The 18080-nt window shown below is 71.8% G+C and carries 20 protein-coding genes; 10 read left to right on the top strand and 10 right to left on the bottom strand.

What is annotated here, in order from left to right; all coding sequences use genetic code 11:
• Nucleotides 1-40: 40 nt before the first annotated feature.
• Nucleotides 41-802 (top strand): hypothetical protein, encoded by a 762-nt coding sequence (locus tag ACK8N7_RS11375; protein WP_403209484.1) that lies wholly within the window; start codon nt 41-43, stop codon nt 800-802.
• Between the two features lie 9 nt (nt 803-811).
• On the opposite strand, the gene ACK8N7_RS11370 is transcribed toward ACK8N7_RS11375, so the two are convergent.
• Entirely contained in the window at nt 812-1333 is a 522-nt protein-coding gene (locus ACK8N7_RS11370; RefSeq protein WP_403209486.1) for a hypothetical protein, read from the bottom strand.
• Between the two features lie 64 nt (nt 1334-1397).
• Nucleotides 1398-2525 carry a magnesium and cobalt transport protein CorA gene (locus ACK8N7_RS11365; protein WP_403209488.1) on the bottom strand — a complete coding sequence of 376 codons (1128 nt, stop codon included), beginning with the start codon at nt 2523-2525 and terminating at the stop codon, nt 1398-1400.
• 456 nt (nt 2526-2981) lie between these two features.
• On the opposite strand from ACK8N7_RS11365, the gene ACK8N7_RS11360 reads away from it, so the two are divergent.
• On the top strand, nt 2982-3566 hold the full coding sequence (locus ACK8N7_RS11360) for a suppressor of fused domain protein (RefSeq protein ID WP_403209490.1): 585 nt from the start codon (nt 2982-2984) through the stop codon (nt 3564-3566).
• A 17-nt stretch (nt 3567-3583) separates the two neighbouring features.
• Here the strand turns inward: ACK8N7_RS11360 and ACK8N7_RS11355 are convergent, their stop codons facing one another.
• Nucleotides 3584-4846: an MFS transporter gene (locus ACK8N7_RS11355; RefSeq protein WP_403209492.1), complete on the bottom strand. Its 1263-nt coding sequence runs from the start codon at nt 4844-4846 to the stop codon at nt 3584-3586.
• A 159-nt stretch (nt 4847-5005) separates the two neighbouring features.
• On the opposite strand from ACK8N7_RS11355, the gene ACK8N7_RS11350 reads away from it, so the two are divergent.
• The 3 genes from ACK8N7_RS11350 (at nt 5006) to ACK8N7_RS11340 (ending at nt 7443) form a co-directional block, all read left to right on the top strand.
• Nucleotides 5006-5683, top strand: coding sequence for a DUF6758 family protein (locus tag ACK8N7_RS11350; protein ID WP_403209494.1), 678 nt, complete (start codon nt 5006-5008; stop codon nt 5681-5683).
• Nucleotides 5684-5842: 159 nt separating this feature from the next.
• Entirely contained in the window at nt 5843-6709 is an 867-nt protein-coding gene (locus ACK8N7_RS11345; protein ID WP_403209496.1) for a PHP domain-containing protein, read from the top strand.
• 128 nt (nt 6710-6837) lie between these two features.
• Nucleotides 6838-7443 carry a MarC family protein gene (locus ACK8N7_RS11340; protein ID WP_015611184.1) on the top strand — a complete coding sequence of 202 codons (606 nt, stop codon included), beginning with the start codon at nt 6838-6840 and terminating at the stop codon, nt 7441-7443.
• A 114-nt stretch (nt 7444-7557) separates the two neighbouring features.
• Here the strand turns inward: ACK8N7_RS11340 and ACK8N7_RS11335 are convergent, their stop codons facing one another.
• Entirely contained in the window at nt 7558-7710 is a 153-nt protein-coding gene (locus ACK8N7_RS11335; RefSeq protein WP_015611185.1) for a DUF8834 family protein, read from the bottom strand.
• A 207-nt stretch (nt 7711-7917) separates the two neighbouring features.
• On the opposite strand from ACK8N7_RS11335, the gene ACK8N7_RS11330 reads away from it, so the two are divergent.
• The gene (locus tag ACK8N7_RS11330; RefSeq protein ID WP_403209498.1) at nt 7918-8829 is read left to right on the top strand and encodes an NYN domain-containing protein; all 912 of its coding nucleotides are present in this window, start codon (nt 7918-7920) and stop codon (nt 8827-8829) included.
• 64 nt (nt 8830-8893) lie between these two features.
• Here ACK8N7_RS11330 and ACK8N7_RS11325 read toward each other — a convergent pair whose 3' ends face one another.
• Nucleotides 8894-9751, bottom strand: coding sequence for an alpha/beta fold hydrolase (locus tag ACK8N7_RS11325; protein WP_500442108.1), 858 nt, complete (start codon nt 9749-9751; stop codon nt 8894-8896).
• 137 nt (nt 9752-9888) lie between these two features.
• Nucleotides 9889-12108, bottom strand: coding sequence for a DEAD/DEAH box helicase (locus tag ACK8N7_RS11320; protein ID WP_403209502.1), 2220 nt, complete (start codon nt 12106-12108; stop codon nt 9889-9891).
• A gap of 450 nt (nt 12109-12558) precedes the next feature.
• Here ACK8N7_RS11320 and ACK8N7_RS11315 point away from each other — a divergent pair, with 450 nt between their 5' ends.
• Nucleotides 12559-13305 carry a ferritin-like fold-containing protein gene (locus ACK8N7_RS11315; protein WP_500442106.1) on the top strand — a complete coding sequence of 249 codons (747 nt, stop codon included), beginning with the start codon at nt 12559-12561 and terminating at the stop codon, nt 13303-13305.
• Nucleotides 13306-13319: 14 nt separating this feature from the next.
• Here the strand turns inward: ACK8N7_RS11315 and ACK8N7_RS11310 are convergent, their stop codons facing one another.
• From ACK8N7_RS11310 to ACK8N7_RS11295, 4 genes are all read right to left on the bottom strand, one after another.
• Nucleotides 13320-13592 (bottom strand): hypothetical protein, encoded by a 273-nt coding sequence (locus ACK8N7_RS11310; protein WP_403209506.1) that lies wholly within the window; start codon nt 13590-13592, stop codon nt 13320-13322.
• Nucleotides 13593-13847: 255 nt separating this feature from the next.
• Complete coding sequence (locus ACK8N7_RS11305; RefSeq protein WP_015611191.1) at nt 13848-14075, bottom strand: DUF3107 domain-containing protein; 228 nt, start codon at nt 14073-14075, stop codon at nt 13848-13850.
• A gap of 140 nt (nt 14076-14215) precedes the next feature.
• A complete protein-coding gene (locus ACK8N7_RS11300; protein ID WP_403209508.1) occupies nt 14216-14857 on the bottom strand; it encodes a TetR/AcrR family transcriptional regulator in 642 nt (213 codons plus the stop codon).
• Nucleotides 14858-15024: 167 nt separating this feature from the next.
• On the bottom strand, nt 15025-15240 hold the full coding sequence (locus ACK8N7_RS11295) for an Rv3202a family protein (protein ID WP_403209510.1): 216 nt from the start codon (nt 15238-15240) through the stop codon (nt 15025-15027).
• 110 nt (nt 15241-15350) lie between these two features.
• Between ACK8N7_RS11295 and ACK8N7_RS11290 the strand changes: the two genes are divergently transcribed.
• From ACK8N7_RS11290 to ACK8N7_RS11280, 3 genes are all read left to right on the top strand, one after another.
• Nucleotides 15351-16316, top strand: a complete 966-nt coding sequence (locus tag ACK8N7_RS11290; protein WP_403209512.1) for an alpha/beta fold hydrolase — start codon at nt 15351-15353, stop codon at nt 16314-16316.
• A gap of 8 nt (nt 16317-16324) precedes the next feature.
• Nucleotides 16325-17833: a DUF3152 domain-containing protein gene (locus ACK8N7_RS11285; protein ID WP_500442104.1), complete on the top strand. Its 1509-nt coding sequence runs from the start codon at nt 16325-16327 to the stop codon at nt 17831-17833.
• A gap of 78 nt (nt 17834-17911) precedes the next feature.
• On the top strand, nt 17912-18007 hold the full coding sequence (locus ACK8N7_RS11280) for an Ms4533A family Cys-rich leader peptide (protein WP_309544399.1): 96 nt from the start codon (nt 17912-17914) through the stop codon (nt 18005-18007).
• Nucleotides 18008-18080 lie beyond the last annotated feature (73 nt).

Here is an 18080-nt window from a genome sequence, read left to right as displayed (position 1 = left end):
GCGCTCTGCCCCCCGATCGCAGTTGAGAGGCAGTACGCCCGTGACCTCTTTTGCCCCGGCCGTCCGGAATCATCGCCGGACCGCCCTCGCAGTCGTGCTCTGCGGCGGGCTCGTCGCGGCCCTCACCGCCTGCGCGGGCGAGGACCCGGACAAGGGGACCAACGGCGTCGGGAAACTCTCGGCGGAGCAGATCGACAACAAGGCCAGGGCGGCGGCCGACAGCGCCGACGGCGTACGGCTGGCGGGCACCCTGGTGAGCAAGGGCGGCACCTACATGCTGAACATGAAGCTCAGCGACAGGGGCGGCACGGGGTCGGTCTCCTCCAAGAAGCGGAGCTTCGTGCTGCTGCGGGTCGAGGACGAGCTCTTCATCAAGGCCGACGCCGACTTCTGGATCCACGAGGAGGGTGGCAAGGCGGGCTCCTCCGACCAGGAGGCCGCCGAGAAGCTGGGCGGCAAGTACGTGAAGGTTCCCCAGGACGACCCCAGCTACCGCCAGCTGCGCGGCTTCACCGACAAGAAGGTCCTGCTCGACGGCCTGCTGACGTTGCACGGCACGCTGAACAAGGGCGCCAGGGACACGGTCACCGGCCACCGCACCATCCAGCTCCTGGGCGGCAAGGGCGAGGGCGGGGCGCTCGACGTCTCCCTGGAGGGCAAGCCGTACCCGGTACGGGTGGCCCGCGGCGGCGGCGGAGGCACCGTCACCCTGGCCGACTGGGGGCGCGCCGTCCCGCTGGAGGCCCCGCAGGACGACGACACCGTCGACTACGGCGGCAAGCTCCCCAAGTCCTCCGGCTGAGCGGCCTCCTCAGCGCCCCCGGCGCCGCTTCAGCAGCAGCCGGGGCAGCGCGGCCGGTGCGGGCTGCCGCGTGGTCGCCCCGGTCGGCAGCGGGGCCGCGGCCAGTGAGGTGTCCGGCAGGTCCGTGCTGACCGCCGCGGGCGTCAGGCGCACCACCGTGCACTCCTTCGCCCAGCGCTCCGTCATCACCTCGGCGTCCGGCGCGTTCAGCCGCTTGCCCTTCAGCTCGGCGACGGCCGCCTCCCACTCCTCGGAGTGCGGCGCCAGCACCCGTACCCCCGCCGTCCAGGCGACGATCCGGCCGCCCTTGTCCTTGCTGCGTACGGTGACCTCGGCGCGGCCGCCTCCGGTGAGCCCCGCGGGCAGCGGCTGCTCGCCGGGGCCGTCCCCGACGAGGTGGGCCGCGCCCTCGTGCCAGACGTGCCACACGGCCCGGGCGGCTCCGGTGGAGCGGACCCAGATGAGGCCGGACTTCTTAGTGGCCTCCTCGACGAGGGCCCTCTCCAGCAGCGCACCGGCAGCGTCAGTCATGGGCGGGAGCTTACCCAGCCGGTCCGCGCCCGCCCGTCCCCGTGCCCGCCCGTCCCCGTGCGGCTCAGAGCCAGCCGTTGCGCTTCAGGATGCGGTGGATGGAGAAACAGACCACTCCGATGACGCCCAGCACCAGCGGATAGCCGTACCTCCACTCCAGCTCCGGCATGTAGTCGAAGTTCATGCCGTAGACCCCGCAGATCATCGTGGGCACGGCGATGATCGCCGCCCAGGAGGTGATCTTGCGCATGTCCTCGTTCTGGGTGACGGTCGCCTGCGCCAGATTGGCCTGGAGGATCGAGTTCAGCAGCTCGTCGAAGCCGAGAACCTCCTCCTGGACCCGGGCGAGGTGGTCGGCGACGTCCCGGAAGTACTTCTGGATGTCCGGGTCGATCAGCCGCATCGGCCGCTCGCTCAGCAGCTGCATGGGCCGCAGCAGCGGCGAGACGGCTCGCTTGAACTCCAGCACCTCACGCTTGAGCTGATAGATCCGCCCCGCGTCCGAACCGCGCCGGCCGCCCTTCGCGGGGGTGGAGAAGACATCGATCTCCACCTCGTCGATGTCGTCCTGCACCGCCTCCGCCACCGCGATGTACCCGTCGACGACATGGTCCGCGATGGCGTGCAGCACGGCGGACGGGCCCTTGGCGAGGAGCTCCGGATCGTCCTGGAGACGGTGGCGCAGGGCGCGCAGGGAGCCCTGCCCGCCGTGCCGGACGGTGATGACGAAGTCCCGGCCGGTGAAGCACATCACCTCGCCGGTCTCCACGACCTCGCTGGTCGCGGTCAGCTCGGCGTGCTCCACGTAGTGGATCGTCTTGAAGACCGTGAACAGCGTGTCGTCGTACCGCTCCAGCTTGGGCCGCTGGTGGGCGTGGACGGCGTCCTCCACGGCGAGCGGGTGGAGTCCGAACTCCCGGGCGATGCCCGCGAATTCCTCCTCCGTCGGCTCGTGCAGGCCGATCCAGGCGAAGCCGCCCTCCTCGCGCACCTGAAGCATCGCCTCGTGCGGGGTCGGGGCCGAAGTTCCCTCCAGGCGGCTGCCGTCGCGGTAGACCGCGCAGTCGACGACGGCGCTGGAGGCGGAGGGGTCGCGGGTGGTGTCGTACCCGCTGTAGGGGGCGCTGTTCTTACGGAGAGATGGACGCAGGGACGGGCGCACGGCGGCGCGCAGGTCACGGATCATCGACATGGCTGGCTCCTTCACGGAGGGCCGTCGGCGAGGGCGTGGAACAGCCCGGAATGGGGACGTGCGCTCACGTCCGCAAAGCGGGCTCCACCGCGCGGGCGCGATGACGGCGTTCGCAACAGACAGGCAAAAGAACGAGAGACTCTTCCGCGGATTCCTGGAGCTCTTCCGCGGTGCGAACGGCTGTCCACGGGCCATCGGGGATGGCCGGCGAGTCGTCAGTTCAACGGGGAGTTCAGCAAGAGGGGCGGTACGCGGAAGAGTGATCGGTACTGCACGGTCGACTTGGATCCATAGCAGTCCCCACCTCCTCCGGCCGGTCCCCCGTGGGGGACGACGTGTCGTCGGGACAAAGAGAGCGACGCTTCTGCGCGCTGTCCCGACCGGCGGCCAGGCTATCAGCCGACCCAGGCCGAATCCCTTACTTTGCCCACTCCATGCGCACTCTATGCTCGCCGGATGGCAGAAATTCTCGCTCTGGTCGAAGCCCGGCTCCGCTCGGCCCTCGGGGAACCGGACGCCCGCGCCGATGTGACGTTCCTCGGCACGGACCGTATCGAGGTGCTCCGCTTCCTCGACGGCGATGTGGTGCGCTACGCCACGCTCGGCATGTCCGGGCAGCCGATGGCCGACCCCACCTCACCGCTCGCCGACCCGGTGAAAGGCCCCCGCGCCGAGCTGGTCCTGTCGGTACGGGTGGGGCTCGCCGACACCGACCAGGTGCTGCGCCCCCTCGCCGTGCTGGCCGCCTCCCCGCAGGTCGAGGGGCTCATCGTGGCGCCGGGGGCCTCGCTGGACCTGGGCGATCCGCTCTGGAAGGGCGCGCCCTTCACCTCGGTGCTGGTGGCGGAGTCCGGGGGCCTCGTGGAGGACCTGGAGCTGGACGAGCCGATGGACCCGGTCCGCTTCCTGCCGCTGCTGCCGATGACCCACAACGAGGCCGCCTGGAAGCGGGTGCGCGGGGCGCAGGAGCTCCAGGAGCGGTGGCTCACGCACGGTACGGACCTGCGCGACCCGCTGCGCACGTCCGTGCCGCTGGACTGAACCCGCCCGTACGAAGGTCAGTCGGCGAAGACCGTCACACCGTCCTCCAAGGCGTGGACCGGCTCCAGCTCCTCGGCCTCGTGGGTCAGCGCCGTCCGCCGTACGCCCACGACGGCCGCTCCGGCGAGGGCGGCGAGCGCGGCCACCACGAACGGGATGTGGACGTCGCTCCACTCCTCGATCTTCGGGGCGAGGAAGGGGGCGGCCGCCGCGGCGAACCAGCGGACGAAGTTGTACCCGGCGCTCGCCACCGGGCGCGGCGCGTCCGAGACGCCGAGTGCCAGCTCCGTGAAGACGGTGTTGTTCATGCCGATGAAGGCACCGGAGACGATCGTGGCGGCGATCGCCGTGCCGTGGCTGCCGTAACCGAGGACCAGCAGGTCGACGGCGAGCAGCACCAGCGAGGCCCCGAGCACCTTGAGCGAGCCGAAGCGGCGCTGGAGACGCGGGGCGACGAGCACGGAGAAGACCGCGAGCAGCAGGCCCCAGGCGAAGAAGACCGCGCCGGACTTGTACGGGGTCATGTCCAGCACGAACGGTGTGAAGGCCAGGATCGTGAAGAACGCGTAGTTGTAGAAGAAGGCCGAGGCCGCGACCGAGGCCAGGCCGCCGTGGCCGAGCGCCTTCACCGGGTCGAGCAGTGAGGTTTTGCGGGCGGGCTTCGGCTGCTCCTTGAGGAACGCGGCGATGCAGAGGAAGCCGATCGCCATCAGCGCCGCCGTGCCGAAGAACGGATAGCGCCAGCTGGCGTTCCCGAGCAGGGCGCCGAGCAGCGGCCCGCACGCCATGCCGAGGCCGAGCGCCGACTCGTACAGCAGGATCGCGGCGGAGCTGCCGCCCGCCGCCGCTCCGACGATCACCGCGAGCGCGGTGGAGACGAAGAGGGCGTTGCCCAGGCCCCAGCCCGCCCGGAAGCCGACCAGTTCGGCGACGGAGGACGAGGTGCCCGAGAGCGCGGCGAAGACGACGACGAGCGCGAGGCCGGCGAGCAGGGTCCTGCGGCCGCCGATGCGGCTGGAGACGAAGCCGGTGACGAGCATCGCGACGGCGGTGACCAGGAAGTACGAGGTGAACAGCAGCGACACCTGACTGGGTGTGGCGTCCAGCCCCTGGGCGATGGACGGCAGGATCGGGTCCACCAGGCCGATCCCCATGAAGGCGACCACCGAGGCGCCCGCGGTGGCCCAGACGGCCTTGGGCTGGTGCAGGATGCCGGTCGCCGTCGACCCTTCGTCGAACGGGTCCTCTCCTTGGCTGGCTCCTTGCGTGGCTCCTTGCATAGGCCGACTCCTTCTCTCCTCCGGATCGATGCGTTATGCACAGAATAAGTTAGGCGATCTAATAAATGCAAACTACATCTACTTTCCGGGGTGGCGGCCACGCTGCGGACGGGTGATCGTCCTTGACGGGGCGACCGGCGGGGAGGACGGTTGGGCCCTATGAGGGGCGAACCCAGTTGCCCGAAGTGCGGTGGCCGGGTCAGGGCGCCCGGCCTCTTCGTCGACGCCTGGCAGTGCGCCGTGCACGGCCAGGTGCACCCCGTGCAGCCGGTCGTCCCGCCGAGCGTCGAGGCCCTCGGCGTCGTGGTGCACCGCTCGCAGGTGCCCGTCTGGATGCCCTGGCCGCTCCCCGTGGGCTGGCTCTTCACCGGCGTGGCCGGTGCGGGCGACGACCGCAGCGGCGGACGCGCGACCGTGGTCGCCTGTTCGGGTCCCGGACCGCTGGGGGGCATGGGTGAGCTGCTCCTGGTCGCCGAGGAGCTCGGCGTCGGACTCGGCGCCCGGTACGCCGGAATCGACGGCCCCGACCCCGGCCACCACCTGAACGTCGACTCCGCCCCCGACGCCAAGGTGCACGCCGCCGGCCGCCCCACCCCGCTCTGGCACGTCAGGAACGCCCCGGAGGACCGGGCGGTCTTCGCGGGCGAGGCGCGCGGCCTCTGGCTCTGGGCGATCCTGTGGCCCGAGCAGTCGGGGCTGCTGATGTACGACGAGCTGGTGCTGACCGATCTGCGCGACGCAGGGGGAGAGGTGGACCTCGTCCCGTGCGGCGCGCTCACCCCGCGCCTGCTCGCCGCCCCGGAGACGCCGCCGCGACAGGGGCCGGGCCGGCGGTAGTCCACGAGGGTCGGGGGCAGCCCGCGCGGGCCGGGGACAGCCCCACGCGGGCCGGGGGTGGCCCGTGCGGGCCGGGGGTGAGCGCGGCCGGGGGCCGGGTGTGCGGCGGTTATCCTTGAGCGGTCCCCCGTCCGCCCGCGAGCCCTGGAGTAAAGCGTCGTGCGTATCGACCTGCACACCCACTCCACCGCATCGGACGGTACGGACACCCCCGCCGAGCTGGTCGCCAACGCCGCCGCCGCGGGCCTGGACGTCGTCGCGCTCACCGACCACGACACCGTCGGCGGCCACAGACAGGCCATCGACGCGCTGCCCGAAGGGCTCACCCTCGTCACCGGCGCCGAGCTCTCCTGCCGCGTCGACGGCGTGGGCATGCACATGCTGGCGTACCTCTTCGACCCCGCCGACGCCGAGCTGGAGCGCGCCCGGGAACTCGTCCGCGACGACCGGGCGCCCCGCGCCCAGGAGATGGTCCGCAAGCTCCGCGCCCTCGACGTGCCCATCACCTGGGAGCAGGTCGCCCGCATCGCCGGGGACGGCTCGGTCGGCCGCCCGCACGTCGCCGCCGCCCTCGTCGAACTCGGGGTCGTACCCACCGTCTCCGACGCCTTCACGCCCGACTGGCTGGGCAACGGCGGCCGGGCCTATGCCGAGAAGCGCGAGTTCGACCCCTTCGAGGCGGTCCGGCTCGTCAAGGCGGCCGGCGGAGTCACCGTCTTCGCCCACCCGGCCGCCTCGAAACGCGGTGAGGTGGTCCCCGAGCCCACGATCGCCGCGCTCGCCGCAGCGGGTCTCGACGGCATCGAGATCGACCACATGGACCACGACGGGCCCACCCGGGTCCGGCTGCGCGGCCTCGCCCGGGAGCTGGAGCTCCTGCCCACCGGCTCCAGCGACTACCACGGCAGCCGAAAAACCGTAGCGCTCGGCGAGTACACCACCGACCCCGAGATCTACGGCGAGATCACCCGGCGCGCCACGGGAGCCTTCCCGGTGCCGGGCGCCGGTGGAGCCGGCCGCCGCTAGGGCCCACCCTCTCCCACCGCACCACGTCCCACTCCTCGTGCGCCCTTTTCCCGGCCGTCGTACGCCGACGGCCGCCCACCGGGCCCGCGCACCCCCGTACCGCCCGCTCTTCTCTCGCAAGGCTCACTGTGTTCGACGTCGCTGTCTTCGGATCCCTTTTTCTCACCCTTTTCGTGATTATGGATCCGCCCGGGATCACCCCGATCTTCCTGGCCCTCACCGCGGGCCGCCCTGCCAAGGTCCAGCGCAGGATGGCGCTCCAGGCCGTCGCGGTCGCCTTCGGTGTGATCGCCGTCTTCGGTCTGCTCGGCCAGCAGATCCTCGACTACCTGCATGTCTCCGTGCCCGCCCTGATGATCGCGGGCGGGCTCCTGCTGCTGCTCATCGCGCTGGATCTGCTCACCGGCAAGACGGACGAGCCGACGCAGACCAAGGACGTCAATGTGGCGCTCGTACCGCTGGGAATGCCGCTGCTGGCCGGTCCCGGCGCGATCGTCTCGGTCATCCTGGCCGTGCAGCACGCCGACGGCTTCGGCGGTCAGCTCTCCGTGTGGTCCGCGATCGTGGCCATGCACGTGGTGCTCTGGCTGGCGATGCGCTACTCGCTGGTGATCATCCGGATCATCAAGGACGGCGGGGTGGTCCTGGTGACCCGGCTCGCCGGAATGATGCTGTCGGCCATCGCCGTCCAGCAGATCATCAACGGCGTCACCCAGGTCGTCCAGAACTCCTGAGCCCCGCACGGGTGCCCTCCGGACACCACAGCGCCCCCGCACGGACCATCCGTGCGGGGGCGCTTCGTCTTTAGCGGCGCAATGCGTAATCAGGCGTCAGAAGCCTATGGAGCGTTACGAAGCCGAGCTTTCGGCGGGCCGGATGTAGATGCGCTGGCCCATGGCTGCGGCCTGCTGCACGATCCGGTTGACGGAGGCGGCGTCCACGACGGTGCTGTCCACGGCGGTACCGTCGACGTCGTCGAGTCGCATGATCTCGAAGCGCATATGGCTTCCCTTCGTCTGATCCTCCTGCTGGAGAACTACTGGTACGGGCGATGTGACCTACCCGCAAGGATAGGAACGCGAGGCTTCCCTCGCGTTCCACGAGTGTTACAACGGCTTGCCCGGTACAAACATTCCCTACGCTAAGGAAATTTTTTGGATGCCTAAGTACCCGTCGGTAGCCACCCATACACAGACCATGAGGTTCGCATGAGCGCGGCCGACCCGCAGCTTCCCCGCCAGGCCGATATCGCCGAGCGCCTGGACCGCACCAACGAGCTGCTCCAGCGCATGCTCGTCGAGGTCTCCAAGACCCCCTCGACGCACGCCATCTTCGTGGACGCGGGCTACGTGTACGCCGCGGCCGGGCTGCTCGTCACCGGCACCGAGGACCGGCGCTCCTTCGATCTCGACGCCGAGGGGCTGATCGAGGCCTTCATCGACCGGGCCCGCACGATCTTCGCGGACAGCCGGCTGCTGCGCGTCTACTGGTACGACGGGGCCAGGCGCCGCATCCACACCACCGAACAGCAGGCCATCGCCGAACTCCCCGACGTCAAGGTGCGGCTCGGCAACCTCAACGCCAACAACCAGCAGAAGGGCGTCGACTCCCTCATCCGCACCGACCTCGAATCGCTCGCCCGGCACCGAGCCATCAGCGACGCGGCCCTCATCGGCGGCGACGAGGACCTGGTCTCGGCGGTCGAGGCGGCGCAGGGCTACGGGGCGCGCGTCCACCTCTGGGGCATCGAGGCCGCCGAGGGCCGCAACCAGGCCGAACCGCTGCTCTGGGAGGTCGACAGTCAGCGCACCTTCGAACTCGACTTCTGCCGCCCCTACGTCACCCGCCGCCCGGTCACGACGTACGAGGACGACACCCCGGCCCCCTCACGGGAGGACGTCCGCTTCGTCGGCGCCCAGATCGCCGCCGCCTGGCTCGCCGCCCGCGGCCGAGAATCCCTCGCCGACCTGCTGCCCGGCCACCCCTACCTGCCGGGCTCCGTCGACCAGGACCTGCTGGTCGAGGCCGAACGTCTGCTCCAGCACTCGCTGCGCGGCCACGCGCATCTGCGCCGGGCGCTGCGCGACGGGTTCTGGCAGCACCTGCAGTCGCAGTACTGAGCCACTGCGGTACGGGACCGGGCCCTGCCGCACGAGGTGCTGCGGGGGGGCCGTCGGTGGCGGTTCAGGCCCCGTTCACGCTGTCCCAGAACGCGGCGAGCGCCTCGGCCGTCTCGTGCGGGCGGGCGGTGTTGGGGGAGTGCTCGGCCCCGGCGATCGTGGTGCGGCGCGCACCGAGGCGCCGGGCCATCGCGTCGAACTGCTCCACCGGCCATACGTCGTCGCGCTCGCCGGACAGGACGTGGACGGGCAGATGGAGGGCGGCCAGCTCGTCCACCCGGTCCGGTTCGGTGCGCAGCTGGGCGCCGGTGGCGATCAGCTGCGCCGGCCGGTGGCGCAGCCAGCGCCGGCGCATGTCCTCGCCGTCGCCGGTGTCCGCGTCCTGCGGCGGGTCCAGGGCCCGCATCGCCTCCCACACCTCGTCCATGGAGAGCACGGACAGCGCGTCGCCCAGCATCTTCACCTTGTCCCGCTGGGCGGCGACGACCTCGGCGGGGCCGGAGGACATCAGCGTCAGCGAGCGGAACGGGGTGGCGTCCAGCAGGACGGCCGCGCGGGAGATCTGGCCGCCCAGCGAGTGCCCGAGCAGGTGCAGCTTTCCGCCACCCTCGGTCAGCGCCGCCGCCTGGGCGAGCACATCGCGGGCCAACTCCCCTTGAGCGTAAGACTCCTGACGGTCCGTCCCCGCGGATTCGTACTGTCCGCGCCCGTCGACGGAGACCACGCGGTACCCGGCCGCGCAGAGCGGTTCGAGCAGGGCGATGAAGTCCTCCTTGCTGCCGGTGTACCCGGGCAGCAGCAGGGTGGTGGCACGGGCGGGCCCGGCCGGTACGGCGTCCAGGACGGCGAAGTCCCCGCGCTCGGTACGCAGGACGCGTCGGGTGGCGCAGGGGGGCGGGGCGAAGGTGGGCGGGCGGCTCATGGGGCGAGGCTATCCCCGCCGCCGGGCCCGGGGCGCCACGGGGCAGGCCGAGCAGCCGTTGCCGAACCGTCACCGGGCAGCGGAACGGCCCCGGCCCCCGCAGATGCGGGGGCCGGGGCCGTAGGTGGAGCGGGCTGTCAGCTCTCGGTGGTCGCCGTCGCCTTGCCCGCGGCGCGGGTGGCGCGGCGGCGGCGCGGCTTGGCCTCGGCGGCGGCCTCGCTCACCACGGCCTCGGCCTCGGAGACCACAGCGGCCTCCTGGACCGCGGTCGAGGTGACGCTGCGGGTCGCCCGGCGGCGGCGCGGCTTGGCCTCGGTCTCCGCCTCGGCGGCGGCCGGAGCCTCCGGCGCGACGGCCTCGACGGGGGCCGCGGCCTTCGCCCTCGACGCCCTCTTCGGCTTCGACTCGGCCTTGGGCGTCGACTCCGCCTTCGTACCGGCATCGGCCTTCGGCCCGGTCTCCGCCTTGGGCTTCGACTCCGCCTTCGGGCGGCTCGTGGTGCGCGCCGGGCGACGGCGGGACTTCGCATCCGGCTCCGGCTCGGAGGCCGGGGCGATCTGGAAGTCCACCTCGTCGGCAGGCTTCACGATCCGGGTGCGGCGGCGCGGCCTGGTCGCGACCGGCTCGGCGACCGGCTCCGCGATGCCCGCGGCGACCGCCACGGTCTGGAACCCGGCCTCGACCGGAGCGGCGGCGGCAGGAACCTGCGCCATCGGCTCGGCCACCGGCTTCACCGCGGCACGGCTGCGACGGCGGCGCGGCTTGGCCTCCGCGACCGGCTCGGCCTCCACGACGACCTCGGCCACGACCGGGGCAGCGGCCTCGGCCACGACAGGGGCGGCGGTCTCGACGGCCGGAGCCGGAGCCGGAGCCTCGGCGACCGCCACGGCCGCCTCGGTCACGGTCTCGGCCGCGGTGAGCCGCGTACGGCGACGACGGCGCGGCGTGCGGGGACCCTCGGGGGCCTCGTCGCCGGCCGGGGTGACCGGGGTGGCCTCCTTGGCGGGCGCGGGGACCGTCGCGGTGCCCTCCTCCGTGGACCCGCCACGGGTGCGGCGGCGCTGACGCGGCGTACGCGTACGGGGCTCGCGCTCCTCACGGGCCGGAGCGGGGGCGGCGGCGGACTTGCGGCCGCGGCCGCCGGTCTCGCCGAGGTCCTCGACCTCCTCCGCGCGCAGACCGGCACGGGTCCGCTCGCCACGCGGCAGGACACCCTTGGTGCCCGCCGGGATACCGAGCTCCTCGAAGAGGTGCGGCGAGGTGGAGTACGTCTCCGGCGGGTCCGGGAACTTCAGGTCCAGCGCCTTGTTGATCAGCTGCCAGCGCGGGATGTCGTCCCAGTCGACCAGCGTGATCGCGATGCCCTTGGCGCCCGCGCGGCCGGTGCGGCCGATGCGGTGGAGGTAGGTCTTCTCGTCCTCCGGCGACTGGTAGTTGATGACGTGGGTCACACCCTCGACGTCGATGCCGCGCGCGGCGACATCGGTGCAGACGAGGACGTCGACCTTGCCGTTGCGGAAGGCGCGCAGCGCCTGCTCGCGGGCGCCCTGGCCGAGGTCGCCGTGGACCGCGCCGGAGGCGAAGCCGCGCTTCTCCAGCTGCTCGGCGATGTCGGCGGCCGTCCGCTTCGTGCGACAGAAGATCATCGCGAGCCCGCGGCCGTCGGCCTGGAGGATGCGGGAGAGCATCTCCGGCTTGTCCATGTTGTGCGCGCGGTACACGTACTGCGCGGTGTTCTTGACGGTCGTGCCCTCGTCGTCCGGCGAGGTGGCGTTGATGTGCGTCGGCTGCGACATGTAGCGGCGGGCGAGGCTGATGACGGCACCGGGCATGGTGGCCGAGAACAGCATCGTCTGGCGCTTGGGCGGCAGCATCGTGATGATGCGCTCGACGTCGGGCAGGAAGCCCAGGTCCAGCATCTCGTCGGCCTCGTCGAGGACGAGCCCGCGGATGTGGGAGAGGTCGAGCTTGCGCTGGCCCGCCAGGTCCAGGAGACGGCCCGGGGTGCCGACGATCACGTCGACGCCCTTCTTGAGGGCCTCGACCTGGGGCTCGTAGGCCCGGCCGCCGTAGATCGCGAGAACGCGGACGTTACGGACCTTGCCGGCGGTCAGCAGGTCGTTGGTGACCTGCTGGCACAGCTCACGGGTCGGGACGACGACGAGCGCCTGCGGCGCGTCGGTCAGCTGCTCGGGCGTGGCGCGGCCCGCCTCGACATCGGCGGGGACGGTCACGCGCTCCAGGAGGGGGAGTCCGAAGCCGAGCGTCTTGCCGGTGCCGGTCTTGGCCTGGCCGATGACGTCGGAGCCGGAGAGCGCTACGGGGAGCGTCATCTCCTGGATGGGGAAGGGGGACATGATGCCGACCGCCTCAAGGGCTTCGGCCGTCTCGGAAAGAATACCGAGGTCTCGGAACGTAGTCAGGGTGCTGCCTCTTCTGTGAGACGCGGTCCGAGGCGAACGCTGGGGGTCGTACCGTGCCGGGGTTGGTCATCCGGCCGTGGATGGGCCGGGTGGCGCGGGACCACTGCCGTCGCTCGAGCGCTCGTGCCGCTGAGGGGGCCCCTCAGCTGCAGTCGTACGTGTCGTACGCACCGCGTGGAGGGCTGTCGGGTCGGAGCCGATCGGGCCACCGACCGGGCATCCTCATTCAAGGGACGCGCCCCTGGCACAGGAAATGCTCAGTAAGCGCAATACCACTGTACCCCGGATTCGCGCATGTGTGTTGGACGAATTCGTCGGAACGGTGTGATGTCCGCTCCTCGCCGGGCCCTTCCGCCCCTCGTCGGGCGGGCTATTGTGCGGTTCATGGAGACGCCTGACAACGCCACTGAACACCCCGAAGAAGCGCCCGCAGCGACCGGAATCGCCGCCCAGGACTGGGCCACCGCCTCCGTCGAGCCGCAGTACCGGGCCGCGGTCGTGGACCTGCTGGGCGCCCTCGCCTACGGCGAGCTGGCCGCCTTCGAGCGCCTCGCCGAGGACGCGAAACTCGCGCCGACGCTCGGGGACAAGGCGGAGCTGGCGAAGATGGCCGCCGCTGAGTTCCACCACTTCGAGCAGCTGTCCGACCGGCTCGAGGCCGTCGACGAGGACCCGACCGCCGCGATGGAGCCCTTCGCCAAGGCGCTCGACGACTTCCACCGCCAGACGGCCCCGTCGGACTGGCTGGAAGGCCTGGTCAAGGCATACGTGGGTGACTCGATCGCCAGCGATTTCTACCGGGAGGTCGCGGCCCGGCTCGACACCGACACCCGCTCCCTGGTCCTCGCCGTGCTCGACGACACGGGCCACGGGAACTTCGCGGTGGAGAAGGTGCGCGCCGCGATCGAGGCCGACCCCCGGCTCGGCGGGCGGCTCGCGCTCTGGGCCCGCCGGCTGATGGGCGAGGCGCTGTCGCAGGCCCAGCGGGTGGTCGCCGACCGCGACGCGCTCTCGACGATGCTGGTGGGCGGCGTCGCGGACGGCTTCGACCTGGCGGAGGTGGGCCGGATGTTCTCCCGGATCACCGAGGCCCACACCAAGCGCATGGCCGCGCTCGGGCTGGCCGCGTAACACCTGACCACGGGCTACTGGGCCGCCGCCGACCTCGCGAGGCGGCGGCCGCGTGGACGGATCAGCAGCGACAGCGTCACCGCCCCGACGGAGACGGCGCCGATCAGGGTCGCCACGCCGTGGCCGGGGCCCAGCGCCGAATGTGTGAGGAACGCTCCGAACAGTGCCCCCAGCGCGCCGGTGAGATAAACAGCACGGGCGGAGGGGAGCCGGTCGGCCAGTGAGCGGACGGCCGCCCAGGACAGGGCGAGTCCGAGCACGGCGGCGCCGAAGGATTCCCAGATCACTAAGGATCACCTCGCGGGGGTGTGCGGGGCGGGCAAATCGGTCGTAGGCGGTACTACCCCCGGCCCACGCCGTACAACCCTTCCCCGAGCCGGGGAACCCTTACGGGTACGGCACGCGCGCCCACTTCGTAACGGCAGCGGTCCCAGGGGGCACACCGAGCGCCACGGCGTACGGGAGCCGTACACCTGGACACACAGGAGCGGCCCGGCGGGACATCCCGCCGGGCCGCTCCTGTGAGCTGTCGCGTCCGTGGACTACAGCGCGCCGAACCCCACACGCCGGGTGCTGGGCTCGCCGATCTCCACGTAGGCGATCCGGTCGGCCGGCACCAGGACCCTGCGGCCCTTGTCGTCCGTGAGGCTCAGCAGCTCCGCCTTGCCGCCCAGTGCAGCGGCGACCGCGCTCTCGACGTCCTCGGCGGAAAGCCCGCTCTCCAGAACGATCTCGCGGGGCGTGTGCTGCACCCCGATCTTGACCTCCACGGCTATGTCCCTCCGACGGTCAGTCCCTGCGCGGCGAACCGCGCCGTACGCAGCCACATTAGCCCGGTGGGAGCACGCCTCACGGCCCGACCGGCAACGCCCGCAGCGAACACGGTGCGCTGCGCCGGCCGGCCGGGGCGTCAGTTCTGCTCGGCGCCGTACAGCGGGAAGCCCGCGATGCCCCGCCAGGCCAGCGAGGTGAGCAGCTGCACCGCCGTGTCGCGCGGGATGCTGGAGCCGCTGGAGAGCCAGTAGCGCGCCACCACCTGCGACACGCCGCCCAGCCCCACAGCGAGGAGCATGGACTCGTCCTTGGACAGGCCCGTGTCCCCGGCGATCACGTCGGAGATCGCCTCGGCGCACTGGAGGGAGACCCGGTCGACCCGCTCGCGCACGGCGGGCTCGTTGGTCAGGTCGGACTCGAAGACCAGCCGGAAGGCGCCGCCCTCGTCCTCCACGTATGCGAAGTAGGCGTCCATCGTCGCCTCGACGCGCAGCTTGTTGTCCGTGGTCGACGCCAGCGCCGTGACCACGGCCTGGAGCAGCGACTCGCAGTGCTGGTCGAGAAGGGCCAGGTAGAGCTCCAGCTTCCCGGGGAAGTGCTGATAGAGCACCGGCTTGCTCACACCGGCCCGCTCGGCGATGTCGTCCATCGCGGCGGAGTGGTAGCCCTGTGCGACAAAGACCTCCTGCGCGGCGCCCAGCAGCTGATTGCGTCGGGCGCGGCGGGGAAGGCGCGTGCCCCGCGGGCGCGCTGCCTCTGTCTGCTCGATGGCGCTCACGCCGCCTCCCAAATGTGTGTTCCAGCACAGCCGATCCGTACACGCTGCGCCGTACAGCCATCGTACTTTTGGGTAACCCCGGTGCGCGCGGCGCGGACGCAGAATTTCACGGACCGGACGGCTTCGGAAGCCACAGTTCCCCCAGGTCGGGAGCAAAGCGGGGCGTTCTACCGGTAATCGTCCTCATCCAGGGGGATCACCCTGCGCTGTTCCGCCACATCGGCCTCGTTCGCGGTGGTCGGGTCGACGCTCTCCACCGATTCGTCCTCCTCCGGCCGGATGTCCGTCCGCTGCTCGGCGGCGTCCGCCTCCGGCGCCTCCGGACCCGGTTCGTCCGGGTCGGCGTGGTCGAAGGTGTCCGGGTCGCTCGGGTCGACCGTCATGGTGGCTCCCTTCCTTCCCTTGAAGCGTAGGAGCAACACTCCTGCCCCGCGATGCGGCCTGTGACCGCGAACACATGAACTGGTGCGTGATCGTCTCGTAACATTGCCGCATGTCTTCGACCGAGCTGCCGGGTACTCAGGCCATCGCCGCCGCGATGGCTCCCACGGTCAGCGCCGTCCGGGTCGCCGAGGGGGAGCGGCTGCGCTCCGTGGCGCTCCCGGGGCTCACGCTGACCGTCCGTTCCCGGCCCGCCGACCGTACGGGGCTGCCCCCGGCGCTCTTCGTGCACGGGCTCGGCGGGTCCTCGCAGAACTGGTCGGCGCTGATGCCGCTGCTGGCGGACGTGGTCGACAGCGACGCCGTCGACCTGCCCGGATTCGGTGACTCGCCGCCGCCGGACGACGGCAACTACTCGATCACCGGGCACGCCCGTGCGGTGATCCGGCTGCTGGACGCGGGTGAACGTGGACCCGTTCATCTGTTCGGCAATTCACTGGGCGGCGCGGTCGCCACCCGGGTCGCCGCCGTCCGCCCCGACCTGGTGCGCACCCTCACCCTGATCTCGCCCGCGCTGCCCGAGTGGCGGGTGCAGCGGCCCGCCGTACCGACCGGGCTGCTGGCGATGCCGGGGGTCGCTCCACTGTTCGCCCGGCTCACGAAGGACTGGACGGCGGAGCAGCGGACGCGCGGAGTCATGGCACTCTGTTACGGCGATCCGGCACGGATCTCCGACGAAGCCTTCCGCCATGCGGTGGCCGAGATGGAGCGCCGGCTGGAGCTGCCGTACTTCTGGGACGCGATGACGCGTTCGGCCCGGGGCATCGTCGATGCGTACACCCTGGGCGGCCAGCACGGACTGTGGCGCCAGGCCGAGCGGGTGCTCGCACCGACCCAGCTCGTGTACGGCGGACGGGACCAGCTCGTCTCGTACCGGATGGCACGCAGGGCGTCCGCGGCCTTCCGCGACGCCCGGCTGCTGACCCTGCCCGACGCGGGGCACGTGGCGATGATGGAGTACCCGGAGGCGGTCGCCCAGGCGTTCCGGGAACTGCTGGACGATTGCGGCGGGAGCTGATCCGGGGCGTGGGACGACACAGCCGAAAGGGCACCGGGGCCACCCGCCCGGACGCCGCAGCGGTGGATCCGGGCGGCCCGCGTGCCGTACCCCGGCCCGCCTCCGGCGGCGGTTGGCGCAGGCGCCAGGCGCCCGTACCCCCCGCCGACGGGCACACCCCCTTCCAGGACGCCCCCCATGTCCGGGGCGGCCACCCCGAGCAGCGCGAGCCGGGCGGCGGGTGGGGCACCGGACCGCAGCCCCGGTACGACGCTCCGGGCGGGGCCGCAGGACAGTCGCGTCACGACGCGCCCGCTGGGCCCGCAGCGCAGTCGCGTTACGGGGCTGCCGCCGGGCAGTCGTCGCCGTACGCCGCCCCCGGCGGCCCGCCGTACGCGCAGCCGGACGGCGCTCCGGGCCGTCCGGACCAGGACGCCGCCCGCGAGCAGGCCGTGGCGCGCCAGGTGTCCGCCCAGCGGGCCGCGCAGCGCGCGGCCGACGGGCGGACGGCGCGTCAGCCGGCCGCCGACCCCGGGGCGATGCCGGGCCCGCGCCGGGAGTTCGTCGACGCGTTCGACGCCGATGCCCCCGCCCCGGCCGGTACACCCGACGCCCGCTCGGACGCCGGGGCCGCCGGACCCCCGGTGGAGCCGGACGAGGCCCTGGACGGGGAGCCCGCCGAACGCCGCGACGCCAAGGGCGCCAAGGGCGGCAAGGGCGGCAAGGGGCGGACCTTCACCGGGATCGCCGCGGCCGCGGTGACGACCGTGCTCGCGGTCGTGGTGGCCGGACAGGTCGCTGAGGACTCCGCCGACCGGGGAGCCGCGGCGGCACGGGCGGCCGGCGTCGACCGGGACGGCAGTGAGGGCGCCTCGCGCTCCGACGCCCGGCCGACCCCGGAGCAGCCCGCGTCGAAGCCCCCCGAGGTCAAGCCACTCTCGTACGCCGAGCGGATGGCGCAGCCCGTCCCGCTCGCCGCGGACCTGAAGGCGACCGGGAAGTTCGAGGCTGTTCCCGGACTGGCGAAGGCGCCCGGCGAGGGGCAGAAGCACCGCTATCGGATCGATGTCGAGAAGGGCCTCTCCCTCGACGCCGGTCTTTTCGCCGAAGCCGTCCAGAAGACGCTGAACGACGACCGGAGTTGGGCGCACAACGGTGCGATGACCTTCGAGCGTATCTCCTCCGGTAAACCGGACTTCGTCATCACGCTCGCCAGCCCCGGGACGACCGGTGACTGGTGTGCCAAATCCGGACTGGACACGACGATCGACAATGTCTCGTGCGATTCCGCCTCGACCGACCGCGTGATGATCAATGCTTATCGCTGGGCGCAGGGTTCCGCCACGTTCGGCCCGGAGAAGCTGCTGGCCTACCGCCAGATGCTCATCAACCACGAGGTCGGCCACCGGCTCGGGTACAACCATGTGAGCTGCCGCACGCCCGGCGCCCTGGCCCCGGTGATGCAGCAGCAGACCAAATCCCTGGACATCGAGGGCATCAAGTGCAAACCCAACCCTTGGGTGCACCCCGGTAGTTGACGAAGGGTGTCCGCATACCGAGACGGCCGTCTTGTTCCGCTTTGACAGCGGTCAAGGCGGTCGTTCATATTTCTCGGCATGTCACGCAGCCCCGCACCTTCCGAGATCGCCGCCCTTGAGCTGGCGCTTCTCGGCGTGACCGGGCACTGCGTAGCCGACATTCTCTGTCGCTGACGCCTGTCCGAGCGCGCGTCGGCCCCTTTTTCTTTCCGTGAGCCCCTGACCGGCTCCGGTGGCCCCTCGACTG

Origin of the sequence: Streptomyces griseobrunneus, from assembly GCF_046713465.1 — a bacterium.
GTDB classification, from domain to species: Bacteria; Actinomycetota; Actinomycetes; order Streptomycetales; family Streptomycetaceae; genus Streptomyces; species Streptomyces microflavus.
The sequence above is the reverse complement of the archived record's forward strand: the minus strand, read 5'-3'. Positions and strand labels throughout refer to the sequence as shown.

Coding starts and splice junctions, on each gene's coding strand:
- ACK8N7_RS11370 (WP_403209486.1), bottom strand. CDS start 1,333: ATGACTGACGCTGCCGGTGCGCTGCTGGAGAGGGCCCTCGTCGAGGAG.
- ACK8N7_RS11365 (WP_403209488.1), bottom strand. CDS start 2,525: ATGTCGATGATCCGTGACCTGCGCGCCGCCGTGCGCCCGTCCCTGCGT.
- ACK8N7_RS11360 (WP_403209490.1), top strand. CDS start 2,982: ATGGCAGAAATTCTCGCTCTGGTCGAAGCCCGGCTCCGCTCGGCCCTC.
- ACK8N7_RS11355 (WP_403209492.1), bottom strand. CDS start 4,846: ATGCAAGGAGCCACGCAAGGAGCCAGCCAAGGAGAGGACCCGTTCGAC.
- ACK8N7_RS11350 (WP_403209494.1), top strand. CDS start 5,006: ATGAGGGGCGAACCCAGTTGCCCGAAGTGCGGTGGCCGGGTCAGGGCG.
- ACK8N7_RS11335 (WP_015611185.1), bottom strand. CDS start 7,710: ATGCGCTTCGAGATCATGCGACTCGACGACGTCGACGGTACCGCCGTG.
- ACK8N7_RS11330 (WP_403209498.1), top strand. CDS start 7,918: ATGAGCGCGGCCGACCCGCAGCTTCCCCGCCAGGCCGATATCGCCGAG.
- ACK8N7_RS11325 (WP_500442108.1), bottom strand. CDS start 9,751: ATGAGCCGCCCGCCCACCTTCGCCCCGCCCCCCTGCGCCACCCGACGC.
- ACK8N7_RS11320 (WP_403209502.1), bottom strand. CDS start 12,108: ATGTCCCCCTTCCCCATCCAGGAGATGACGCTCCCCGTAGCGCTCTCC.
- ACK8N7_RS11315 (WP_500442106.1), top strand. CDS start 12,559: ATGGAGACGCCTGACAACGCCACTGAACACCCCGAAGAAGCGCCCGCA.
- ACK8N7_RS11295 (WP_403209510.1), bottom strand. CDS start 15,240: ATGACGGTCGACCCGAGCGACCCGGACACCTTCGACCACGCCGACCCG.
- ACK8N7_RS11290 (WP_403209512.1), top strand. CDS start 15,351: ATGTCTTCGACCGAGCTGCCGGGTACTCAGGCCATCGCCGCCGCGATG.
- ACK8N7_RS11280 (WP_309544399.1), top strand. CDS start 17,912: ATGTCACGCAGCCCCGCACCTTCCGAGATCGCCGCCCTTGAGCTGGCG.